Below are 11,515 nucleotides of genomic sequence, written 5' to 3'. Positions count from 1 at the left end.
GACCGATTGTTCATTATTCATTGTACATTCGTCAACACGCGTTCATAATGCGCCTCATATAAGGGCAGAATCCGGGAAAGCTCAAATTGTTTGGCCCGTTCCAGCGCGTTGGCCTTGAAGAGGGGCAAATGGTCGTCTTCCAGCACGTAGCGGGCGTTTTTAACCATGTCGGCTACGTCGCCTACGTTGCTCAGGAAACCCGTTACACCGTTGATGTTCAGTTCGGGCAGGCCCCCGGCGTTAGACGAGATCACGGGCACTTCGCAGGCCATTGCCTCCAGCGCCGCCAGGCCGAAGCTCTCATTTTCGGAGGGCATCAGAAACAGGTCGGCTACCGAAAGAACCTCTTCTACGGCGTCGAGCTTACCCAGAAAACGCACGTCGTCCATAATGCCCAATTCGCGGCAAAGTGCCTGAATACGGGCACGTTCGGGGCCGTCGCCCACCAAAAGTAGCTTCACGGGAGTGGTTTCGCGGAGGTGGTAAAACGTCATTACGGCATCGTCAATGCGCTTCACCCGGCGGAAGTTCGAGGTGTGCACCACCAGCTTTTCGCCGTTGGGGCAGATGGCCGTTTTAAAATGATCTTTCTGCTGCCGTTGAAACCGCGACAGGTCGATGAAGTTGGGAATGACCTCGATCTCGCGGTTGATCTTGAAGTGTTCGTAGGTCTCGGTCCGCAGGTTTTCCGACACCGCCGTTACCCCGTCTGATTCGTTGATGCTGAACGTGACGACGGGTTCGTAGGAGGCATCTTTGCCCACCAGCGTCACGTCGGTGCCGTGCAGGGTGGTCACCACGGGCGTGTAGCGGCCCCGCGTTTTCAGCACCATCTTGGCCATATAGGCTGCCGAGGCGTGGGGAATGGCGTAGTGTACGTGTAGCAGATCGACGTTTTCGTTCAGCACCACGTTGACCATCGCGCTCGTCAGCGCCGACTCGTAGGGGGCGTACTGAAAAAGCGGGTAGGATGGAATGTTGACCTCGTGGTAGAAGACGTTTTCGTTGAAAAAGTCGAGGCGGGGGGGTTGCTGGTAGGTGATAAAATGGACCTGATGCCCATTTTTGGCGAGTGCCTTACCCAGCTCAGTAGCAACCACGCCACTGCCTCCGAAGGTGGGGTAACAAACGATACCAATTTTCATGTCGTGGACCACGGTTGTAAGGCAGTCTGAACCACAACACCAGAAATGACCGAAAAGGTTGGGCCATTCATCATGTGTGTGTTACCCCCGCAGCCTATCGCGCACTACCATCAGCGCAAAACCGAGCAGGTTGGTGCCTTGCCAGCGCGTGGGATCCAGCGCGGCGGGGTCGTCCTGCGCCAGACCAATGCCCCAAATCGGGTCGACGGGGCTGGCTTCAACCAGCACACGGTCGCCGGTTTGGAGCAGGTACGTGTGCAGGTCGGGGTGTTGGCTGAACTTGTGGTAGTTGCCTTCTATCACCAGGTTGAAACACGCCGCCTGCCAGGTTTCGGGCACAAAACCGCGCACCATGCGACCTAGCTTTTTGGCTTCGGCAGGGGTTTTGGCCACCAGTATTTGGGGCAGCACATCGTCATCGCCAAAGAGGCGGGCTTTTCCGGCCATCATCCAGTGCTCAGCAGAGGCGTAGGTAGTGCCGTCCACCACAAACGGCGATGGCCACCACTGACTGAAACAGCCCTTGCCCACGCTGCCATCTTTCTCAGGCCGGTGCCCCCAGAACAACAGGTACTTCATCGGCTCAGCCGCCGTGTGCCTGGCCAGTAGCCAGTCGAGGTTATAAGTCATAATTGGTTGAGGGTTTGTGTTGGTTCAGGCGGGTTTGACCCCATCTTTTAATCTAACTACCTTACAATGAGTGCGTTTGAATCGTGTGGAGCTACTTGTCCCAGCGGGACATCACAGCGTAGCGTCGGTAGAAAAATGGCCCCGAATCGTGCCTACGGCACGCAGACACGATTCGGGGCCATTTTTCTACCGACGCTACGCTATTAAATCCCTACGGGATAAGCAACTCCACATGATTCAACTGCGCCCCTTACATATCATCAACCGTTCGGGCTAATCGATTCGCCAGGTCGTCAATGTCGGAGTGCCGGGCCAGGACCTGAAGCCAGTCGGCGGGTATGGATTCGACACCGTAATATAAGCCCGCCAGCCCACCCGTTACGCAGCCGGTGGTGTCGGTATCGCTGCCCAGGTTGACCGCTTTCAGCACTGCTTCGGCATACGAATTGGTAGTCAGGAAGCACCATAAGCTGGCTTCAAGCGTGTGCAGGACGTAGCCAGACGAGCGGATTTCGTCGTCGGCGCGTAGGAGAAGCGGCGTTGCCCGCGATGGCAAAGCTGGATTTTCCAGAATGGGCGAATACATCCGCAACTCATCGGGGTCGTAAGGGGGAGAATCAGTAAAATACTGATTTACAGTCTGCTGCATGACGTTGAAAGCTTCATCTTTAGTAAGCCCCAGCAGGATTTGCCGGGCCATTTCCAGATAAATAAAGCAAGCCAGGGTTGACCGTAGATGTCCGTGCGTGAGCGACGACACCTCGGCTGTTATTCGATAACGGTCGGCAATGGGTTTGTCGTGAATGAAAGTGAGCAGCGGCAATATGCGCATCAACGATCCGTTACCGTTGTCTTCGTCTTCGATGCCGCCAGCCAATGTGGGCGTCTTCACCTTAGACAATCGCCGGATAGCCCGCGACGTGGCAATGCCAATATCGAACACAGTACCGTGGGGTGTCCAGTAGCCGTGTTCACGCCAGTTTATAAAGCGCTGGGCAAGGTCGTTGAGGTCGTAACCCGTGCAGAGGCTTTCGGCCAGGCAAAACGCCAGCGAACTATCATCCGACCAGGTGCCCGGCGGCTGATTATGCGTACCGTAGCCCTGCATGGTGGTTACGGGCTGTATCTGCAACGCCGCCCGGCTCTGAAACTCAACCGGCACCCCCAGCGCATCACCAACAGCCAGCCCTAACAATGCACCGGTGATTTTAGATTTCATAGCCATGACTCGTTTCGCTGGGTGTAACTAAATTATCTAGAAGATGACTAAGGTTATAAGTCATGAAAATAATTGATTATCGATACGCTGTAAGTAGTCCCGACCATATGGCCCGTTCTCAAGCTGGTTGACAAGGAAAGCAGGCAAATCATCTTGTACGGTCGTACATCGAGAGGCACACCCCAACGTGATAGCGGCTACGGTGTCTACATCACCACCAAAATTTATAGCCTGACGAAGCATCTGAGATAAACTGGTTTCCTGTTTAATTAATGTCACCGCAGCCTGAACAGCCTCATTCGCTGTCATGCCCACCTCACCTTGCCAAGGCGTATTCCAACTACCTCCGAGGCGTGATTCCAGATAAGTGCCAACTTGCTGTTGGCCTCCCTTCTGATAGATAAAATAATGAGCCATCAAAGCCACGGCCTGTGCTGCTTCTACAGCTAATTGGGTATTATGCGTAACTCGTGCTTGCAAGGCTGCTATTACCAATACATCGACCTCATCTTTGAGTACGCCAATCACGTAGGCACGCATGGCAGCGCCATTTCTCGTGCTGTTGAGCTTGATGAGTTCAAGCAGTTGTTCCCCATCGTCAACGCTCATTAATAGGTCGTAGAATCCCACGGCATAACCACGCCTGATGTCTCATTTAAAAACTGAGACAAACTTATTCGCGACGACTAACGGAGACCATTCTACGCCGCTGATGATGAGTTCTGCCAGCGCTAAAGCCATTTGGGTATCGTCTGTGTAGCGACCGCAGATTTCGGGGTACAGCAGGTGAGGATGATAGGCTGTCAGGTCATTTTTAGCATTAATGAGCGAACGCGGAGCAAACTCAAAACCGGCCCCGTAAGCGTCGCCCATAGCAGATTGAAGCAGCATAATAGTTTGTTATCTGGTAAGTGACAGGCTTATTAAATCCTATGTACCAGCAGATTACGTTTGAAGATTAGCTACATAAGTTACTAGTGCCAGTAGTCGGTGGTACGATTCAGCCAAGCCTGCCCGGTCGTCGAGTAATTCGTTATAATAGATCTTCGGGCTGGACGAGGTGAAGAATGGCGGGTTGGTGTTGATGCTGTCGATGGGGATGTTGTGTTCCTGACAATACGTTTTTATGAACGCGGTGCTTTCCGAGGCGGTCCAGACAACGATGGTGCAGTTGATGCGTTTTAGCTGATGCAACAGTTCAATAATCTCGCTGCAATCCAGCCCTTGCTGGTGATAATCGTAGAGCGTATTGTCGAAATCGACGGCAATAACCAACGAGCCATAACGAGCGTATTCCTGCTTTAGCCGGTTAAGAGCAAAATCGGAATTCAGAAATAAGTGCTTCATAATGAATGGTTTATGCGCTCACGAATCTCGGCCAGGGTTTGGTTGCGGAGGCGTTTGCCGTCGCGGAAGACGGGCTGGAGCAGGCCGGTGGCTTCTTCGGCCCAGGTGCACTGGTCGTGCATGACGAGATGGCCGTTTTCTTCCACCACGCGCAGCAATCCCTTGGCCGATTTCTTCATGCCGTTGTCGGTTTTGGGGTCTTTGAAAATGTCGCGGCCCTCGCCGTTCACCTGCCCGTAGGTAGCCTTCACGGCAAAGCCAAACGTGTCGCGGGTGACGTACTCGTAGGTGTAGGAGCCAATGCCCAGCACCACGTTGAACGAGGCAAAGCCCTGCTGCTTCAGCCGTTCCAAAATCTGCAACTGCCGGTCGGTGGTAATGCTGTCGCCGTAGATGAGGCCAATGTGGCTGTCGAGGAGTTTGTAGCCCTGCGCCGTGGTGGTGCCGCCAAAAGTGTCCCACATACACGCCACCGCCCCCCGAAACGCCGGACTGCCGGGTTCGGCATCAGGGTCGCCGCAGATGATCTTGACCGGGTCGCCGGAGTCGGGGCGGATGACCACCTTGCCGTCGCGGGCCAGAATGTCGGCCTTGAGCTGCGGCAAAAACTCGGTAATGACCCGCCAGAAATCCCAGGTATCTGACACAATCGAGACTACACCCGCCGGGTAAACTTCATTGATAAGTCGCTGAAATGTAGCGATCTCAGCATCTTTCAGCCCCATAGCCATGACTGAATGTTCTGTTGCTGGCACAGACCCCGCTACCAGTTCCGTATCGGCGTTGGCACCGTAGTAGGTTTCGAGGAAATCAATGGCGGGTACGCAGTCGGTGCCGGTGAAGCTGAGCAGGTGCCCCGCCGCACTCATGACGGCATCTTCCACGCCCGACATCCCCCGCATGGAAAAGTCGTGCCCCTGCCAGCCCACAAAGTCGCGGTTGCCCACGGTCTCGTCGGCGTAGCGGTCGAACACGCGGCGGTAGGTGCGGGCGGTGGTGGCCGATGTGCAGGGCTTCCAGAGTACGCACGAAATAAGCGTTTCGAGGTAGTTGGTGAGCCAGAAAAACTCGGGTTTGGTGTTCTTCATCGTCAGCATTGCCACCTTCAGCGGCACGGCAGCTCCCTCGGCTATGGCCTTGATTTCCAGGGGCAAATACCCAAGATCGTGCAGGGCCGCAATGTGCGCCACGTCGATAGCGTCCGGCCCCAGGGCGGTGTCCATCCGGCGTTTGTAGCGGGCCACTACCAGGTCTTTGGGCTGGTTGAAAAAGCCTTCGTTCCACTGCCGAATCAGGTACTCGTCGATAAAGTATTGCAGCCCAAAAAAAACAACTTCATCTGTGCCCGGCACGCGGCTGTTTCGGGGAGTTAAGTTACTGTATACCAGCTCAGTACCGTCGGGATACTGGCGGCGGTGATCGGCCTTGTAGAAGTCAATCAGCGTAAGCGGATTCAGTGTCATGGCGTGGAAGAATTAAAGCTGGAGAAGCGTGTTCAGTTCAGTTTGCGTGAAGGCATGGGCGGGGGTGAGCGTGGCGAAACTATCGGTCGTATACACATGGTCGAGCATGTCCGTGAGCGGAGCCAGCCCTTTGCTAAAAATGCCGTGCGACACCGCCAGCGATACCGACGCCGGATTGAGCTTGCGGAGTTCGGCGGCGAGGCCAATGAAGGTGCCACCCCCGTCGCAGATGTCGTCTACGATGAGGCAGTGCCGCCCGCCTAGGTCGTCTGCGAAAACCTGGAAGCCCGTCAGCGCCCCGGTGCGCACGTCGCGGACTTTTTCGCCCAGCACCACCGGCAGCCCACCCAGCTCCTGCGCCAGCTTGTGAATTTTCTTGGCCGCCCCAGCATCGGGTGCAATCAGCGTGACGGTCTCGCGGTCGAAGCCAGTGAGTACCTGCGTTATAAAAGCCTGATTGGTAACGACCTGCACGTGGTTGAGCAGGGCTGGCGTCACGTCTGAATGCGGGTCGAATACCGTCACCCGGTCGTAGTGTTGGGCGTTGATCAGGTCGGCGTAGACGCGCACGCTCAACGGTTCACCTTCCACCATGGGCCGGTCTTGCCGGGCGGCGGGGAAGTAGGGCATCAGGAGGCTAACGCGTTGAAAATCGGCCCGCCGCAGGGCATCCGTAGCCAGTAGCACCAGCATAAAATCGGCGGAGTTGGCTACCCGTTGCGTAATTAGTACCGGATCAGCGGGGTCAACATCGGCGGTTAATTTCAGCTTGATGTGGGGTTCACCGCCCTTAAAAATGAACGATTCGTGGGTGATAGTTTTAAAAGGGCCGGGGCTGAAACCAGGCGAGAGATGCAACGCGATCATTGGCTATGCGTTTTATTTACGCAAATGTAGGTTGATAGAAAGTTACGCTCCAAACTATTTACGTAAAATTTACGCAAACCACTTTTTCGGACGTTACCGAATCTCGAAGATGAAGCCCTCTCGTTGCAGGGTTTCGTAGCGGTCGCGGTCGAAGGTGTAGAGCGCGCCGGGGCGACCTTTTTCGGTGGCAGCTTTCTCGGGAAGCTCAGTTAAGATATTGAAGCTCAGAAACTTCTTGCGAAAGTTGCGCCTATCGAACGGCTTGTCGAGAATGGCGGCATAGAGACGTTCGACCTCCCCAAACGGAAATTTTTCGTCAAGTAGGTTCAGGCCAATCGGCTCGTAGGTGAGCTTGGCCCGCAGCCGGTTTATGGCTAAATTCAAAATGTCGGCATGGTCGAAGGCGAGTTCGGGGAGGGCGTCGAGGGCAAACCAGGCCACGTCCTGAGCGTCGGTGCTGGCCATGATTGTGAAATCTGACGGGCGCACCAGGCCCATGTACGCCACACTCACCACCCGCTGCCGGGGGTCGCGGTCGGGGTTGCCGAAGGTGAACAGCTGCTCCAGAAACTGGATCTGGATGCCCGTTTCTTCCCGTAGTTCGCGCTGCACGGCCGTTTCAAGTGATTCGTCGGGCAGCACAAATCCGCCCGGCAGTGCCCATTGGCCCTGAAACGGGGCATACTTGCGGTTGATGAGCGCCACAAACAGCCGCCCGTCGCGATAGCCAAACACCACGGCATCGACCGTTAACAAAATCGTATTCATAGCGCAAACTACGCGTATTCGCGCAGCATTGGCTGATAGTAGCTGATAGTACGCGGATAGATGGGCTTGTTTTTGCTCGGCTGATGGTACACGGATTGATAGGATTTAAGGGATTGCTTTGCCTCGGTGTAGAAAGGGATGGTTAGGATTTCTTAGCCGCCTACGGCGACTGGTAAGACCGCTTTAGCGGGCCAAGATTCTATCAATCTTTCTTTACGCCGAGGCCAACAACCCCTTAAATCCTACCAATCCGTGTACCATCAGCCGAGCAAAAGCAATCCTTTAAATCCGATCCAGCCGAGTAATTCACTGCTGCGACTCTATTCCTCAAATAGCCCCGGTGTTTCGCGGAGGATGCGCTGAAGGAGGGGTTGAAACTGGAAATAACCCGCCATGGCAAAGCCCACTTGCCCACGGGTGAGTAGCGCCGTCTCGTGGTCGATAGCAATGACCGGGCGGCCCGTGGCCTCGGCAATGAGTTGCGCCTGACAACTACGATCCATCGTGATAAACCACCACGCGGCTTCTTCCACAGTACCACCCACGGTGAGCAGGCCGTGATTTTGCAGAATACAGGCCTTGCTCTGCCCAAGGGCCATCGCAATACGTTGTCCTTCTTCCAGTTCACCCACTACGCCGCCATAGTCGGTAAAGAGGCCGTGGTCTTCGTAGAAAGCGCAGGCATCCTGGGTGCTGGGGGGCAGCTTTTGGCCTAGCGTAGCGTACGCTTTGCCGTACATAGAATGCGCATGGGCGGCGGCTACCACGTCGGGGCGGGCGGCGTGAATCTGGGAGTGGATAGCAAACGCGGCGCGATTCACCGAATAGTTGCCTTCTACCACTTCGCCCCGATGATTCACGCAAATGAGGTCGCCGATACGCACCGAGCCGAAGTCGACGCCGAAAGGGTTCACCCAAAAATGGTCGGTATGCTCCGGGTCGCGGACGGTGATATGGCCCGCCACGCCTTCGTCGTACCCAAATTTCGAGAACAGGCGGAAGGCGGCGGTGAGCATCTGCTTACGGTGCAGCCGGGCGGCTTCGGGCGTGTCGAACTGGAGTTTGATGGGAATACCTTTGGGCAGACCCAGCACAGGCGGGGGTGAGGTAACGGTTTCCATTTGGCTAGTGGTCAAGAAGTTAGGATGTGACCGGCACGCACAGTACTGGACACCGCCCAAGTTAGCGAAAATGGGTTGACCTGAAAAGAATCACCGCACTACCGGGTTCCTGCGCAAATAACCACCGCCCGAAAAGCGAATCACATACGTAGAGGGGAAGAACGTGCTCGTGGCGTAATAATCGGTCGTGATGATCTGCGCACCTGACTGCTGGGCGGCCTCAAAATCGCGGTAATCATTCGTGCGGGCCTGCTTGGTGTCGGCGTCGGCGCGGGTGCGGACAAAGTAGCCCTGCTGAACCAGCCGACGAATTTTCGGCCCGTCGGCGACGGCGTTATTCAGGATCATAAACGCAGCATCGGGCAAACCGGCCGCTGAATTGGTAAACAGCATCCGCCCTTCCAGCGAGGGATGGCCCGCCCGGTAGGTGGCGCGTTTGGGGCCGGTTTCGTCCAGCACAAACAGGAATTTACCCCGCGCGGCCTTCATAGTGGGCCAGTTGTTGGCCAGTACGGCGGCTTCGAGCGTCTTGTAGTTGCCCCGCACATCGTCGGGAATGAGCAGGTGATCGCGCCCCATACTTTCCAGGATTACCTTGTCCAGCTCATCAAAAACGGCGGTGGTGAAGGCTTCGGGTAGGGCGAAACCGGGCCGGCGGATGGTGTCTGATTTAGCGTTCATCGTGATAAACACCGGGTAATGCGCTGGGTGGCTTTCCGACCAGCGTTTCAATTCGGCCAGGCATTGTTTAAAGGTGAGGCAGTTGCTCCGAAAGTCGATATCCTGCACATGCAATACCTTGAAGCCCGGCTCCTTCATCACGCTGTCGGGGTCATAGGGGGCCTGCCCTTTGGCCAGTTGCAACCCAAGCGGGTGCGCGTAGCGGCCACCTTTGGTGTCGGCGTAAATATCTATCTCCAGGTTCTGCAAGCCCAGATTCAATTGCTCTGTCAGCGACGCGTGGCTGTATTCGAGCGGCTTAAACCGCGTGGAATCTGTCCGTTTCAGCATGATAAACAAGGCCGGATCAATAGCCTGCTTATAGCTATTGTGCGACCCAATGCACTGTATCTGATTGATTTTCAGATTATCCAGCTTCGGGTCAGGCGCAACAAACGCGGCGAGAAGGAGGATGGAGAGAAAGAGGACGTGTTTCATAGCATGAAAAGAGTTTATAGTCTTCAGTTTAGAGTTGGCGTAGCCCGGACGTGGGACCGCCCCCTTTAGGGCGGGGCCTCCAACCTGCCGGGCTACGCTAACTCTAAACTGAAGACTATAAACTCTTTTTAGTATCCCGGATTTTGCGTTAGGTAGCCCGGCAGGTTAGAGGCTCCGTCGATGGCGGTTTGGGGAATTGGAAAAATGCGTTTCTGCTTGTCGGTGTTGGTTTTTTCGGTCCAGCTGTCCTCATACTTCCCGAAGCGAATCAGGTCGGTACGACGCACCATCTCCCAGTACAACTCAAACCCCCGTTCGCGCAGGAGCAGGTCGAGAGTCATGGTCGAGAGGGCGGGTGCGGGCGAGGTGCGGGCGGCGCGGACCGTGTTCACGTCGGCGAGGGCGGCGGCGGCATCACCTTTGCGAAGCTTGGCTTCGGCCCGCATCAGGTACACGTCGGCAAGGCGCACAATGGAAATGTCGGCATCGCCGAGGTTACGACCCGACGCCGATTTTTTGCTGAACTCGTATTTCAGCACCCGGAAGCCCGTGCTGTAATCGCTGCCCGCCACGGTATAGTTGACCTGCTCGGTGAAGTTGACGGGCAGGGTTGATTTGTTGCGCGTTACGTTAAACAGCTTGCCAACCCGGTAGTTGGTGCCGCAGCGCAAAAACGCCCCGTTCACCCGTAACAGGCCATATTGCTGCCCGCGCAGAATACCCCGGTTCATGTTGAAATTGGCCTCGGCCACGCACGAATCGGCGGGGACGGTCCAGTTTTGTTTGAAGAAACGAGGGTCAATACCGGCGGGGTCCTGCGGGGCGTAGGCGTTGACCCAGGTGCGGTAAAACTCCGGCGTAATGGCCGGGCCGTCGGTGCCGTTGGCGGCGGGGAAGGCAGGCAACGGAAACTGATCGCCCGACAGCGAGAAGTAAGCCAGGCGGTTATGCCCGTTCAGTTCGGCCCGCTGGTCGACCGTGAAAATCAGCTCTTTGTTGGTGTTGTTGTCGGAATTGAAAATGGCGAAATAGTCCTTCGACAACTGGTACTGGCCCGTGCCAATGATCTTGTCGCAGTATTCCGTCACCTTATCCATGTCGTCGGGTTTGAACGTAAACTGGGCGGCGTAGCGGTCGCGGTACACGGCGGCGTTCAGATACAGCCGGGCCAGCAACCCCCACGCCCCTGCTTTCGACAGCCGACCTGCCCCCACAGTGGTGAGCAAATCGGGTTCAACAGCCAGCAGTTCGCTTTTCACGTATTCGTAGGCCGCTTCGCCCCGCCGCACCTCCGAAAAGCCCTGCGGGTCGTCTTTCACAAACACCACCCCAAACAGGTCGAGCAGCAGCATGTTGTAGTAGGCCCGCATGCCCCGCGCTTCGGCTATGTACGTCTTCACGTTCGAATCCTTGTTGGCCGGTAGGGTGCTGAGGGCCGTCACCGCCCGCGAAATGCCCTGTGTCAGCACCAGCCAGTTACTGCGGAGGTTAGGGTCGGTGCTGCCGTGGGTGTGTTGGTGCATAGCCACGTAAATGCCATTGTCGCCCCAGTCGGTGCCGCCCCGGTAAGGCAGGATGGCCTCGTCGGTCGAGATTTCCTGGATGGCGAAATAGACCGTGTGGGTAAACAGGGTGGGCAGCAGGGCATACACGGGTGCCAAGTTGCCGTCGGCGGCCTGCTTGTCGGTCAGGCCCGATGCCGAGGCTTCGTCAAGCACGTTCTCGGTCAGGTCGGTGCAGCTATTGAGCAGCAACAGGCCGAGGATAGAGAGGGTGGAGATGAGTATCTTTTTCATA

Annotated in this window: 10 protein-coding genes and 1 pseudogene; all 11 read right to left on the bottom strand. The window is 56.1% G+C overall.

The window, feature by feature from the left end; all coding sequences use genetic code 11:
• Positions 1-17: 17 nt before the first annotated feature.
• The gene (bshA, locus tag J2I48_RS25465; protein WP_207338346.1) at positions 18-1,145 is read right to left on the bottom strand and encodes an N-acetyl-alpha-D-glucosaminyl L-malate synthase BshA; all 1,128 of its coding nucleotides are present in this window, start codon (positions 1,143-1,145) and stop codon (positions 18-20) included.
• An 81-nt stretch (positions 1,146-1,226) separates the two neighbouring features.
• Positions 1,227-1,775 carry a riboflavin biosynthesis intermediates N-glycosidase gene (gene ybiA, locus J2I48_RS25460; protein ID WP_207338345.1) on the bottom strand — a complete coding sequence of 183 codons (549 nt, stop codon included), beginning with the start codon at positions 1,773-1,775 and terminating at the stop codon, positions 1,227-1,229.
• Between the two features lie 250 nt (positions 1,776-2,025).
• The gene (locus J2I48_RS25455) at positions 2,026-2,994 is read right to left on the bottom strand and encodes an ADP-ribosylglycohydrolase family protein (RefSeq protein ID WP_207338344.1); all 969 of its coding nucleotides are present in this window, start codon (positions 2,992-2,994) and stop codon (positions 2,026-2,028) included.
• 60 nt (positions 2,995-3,054) lie between these two features.
• Positions 3,055-3,885, bottom strand: a pseudogene (locus tag J2I48_RS25450) (ADP-ribosylglycohydrolase family protein).
• Positions 3,886-3,939: 54 nt separating this feature from the next.
• Complete coding sequence (locus J2I48_RS25440) at positions 3,940-4,341, bottom strand: HAD family hydrolase (RefSeq protein ID WP_207338341.1); 402 nt, start codon at positions 4,339-4,341, stop codon at positions 3,940-3,942.
• Positions 4,338-5,804: a nicotinate phosphoribosyltransferase gene (locus J2I48_RS25435; protein ID WP_207338340.1), complete on the bottom strand. Its 1,467-nt coding sequence runs from the start codon at positions 5,802-5,804 to the stop codon at positions 4,338-4,340. The genes J2I48_RS25440 and J2I48_RS25435 overlap by 4 nt, the downstream gene beginning before the upstream one ends.
• A gap of 12 nt (positions 5,805-5,816) precedes the next feature.
• The gene (prs, locus tag J2I48_RS25430; protein ID WP_207338339.1) at positions 5,817-6,671 is read right to left on the bottom strand and encodes a ribose-phosphate diphosphokinase; all 855 of its coding nucleotides are present in this window, start codon (positions 6,669-6,671) and stop codon (positions 5,817-5,819) included.
• Between the two features lie 93 nt (positions 6,672-6,764).
• Positions 6,765-7,439, bottom strand: coding sequence for an NUDIX hydrolase (locus tag J2I48_RS25425; protein ID WP_207338338.1), 675 nt, complete (start codon positions 7,437-7,439; stop codon positions 6,765-6,767).
• Positions 7,440-7,759: 320 nt separating this feature from the next.
• Entirely contained in the window at positions 7,760-8,560 is an 801-nt protein-coding gene (locus tag J2I48_RS25420; protein WP_207338337.1) for a class II aldolase/adducin family protein, read from the bottom strand.
• A gap of 90 nt (positions 8,561-8,650) precedes the next feature.
• Positions 8,651-9,718 (bottom strand): phosphatidylinositol-specific phospholipase C1-like protein, encoded by a 1,068-nt coding sequence (locus J2I48_RS25415; RefSeq protein WP_207338336.1) that lies wholly within the window; start codon positions 9,716-9,718, stop codon positions 8,651-8,653.
• A gap of 128 nt (positions 9,719-9,846) precedes the next feature.
• Entirely contained in the window at positions 9,847-11,514 is a 1,668-nt protein-coding gene (locus J2I48_RS25410) for a RagB/SusD family nutrient uptake outer membrane protein (protein ID WP_207338335.1), read from the bottom strand.
• Position 11,515: the final 1 nt, after the last annotated feature.

It is taken from the genome of Fibrella aquatilis (assembly GCF_017353255.1).
Taxonomy (GTDB): Bacteria; Bacteroidota; Bacteroidia; order Cytophagales; family Spirosomataceae; genus Fibrella; species Fibrella aquatilis.
This window is presented reverse-complemented; position numbering and strand designations above follow the sequence as displayed.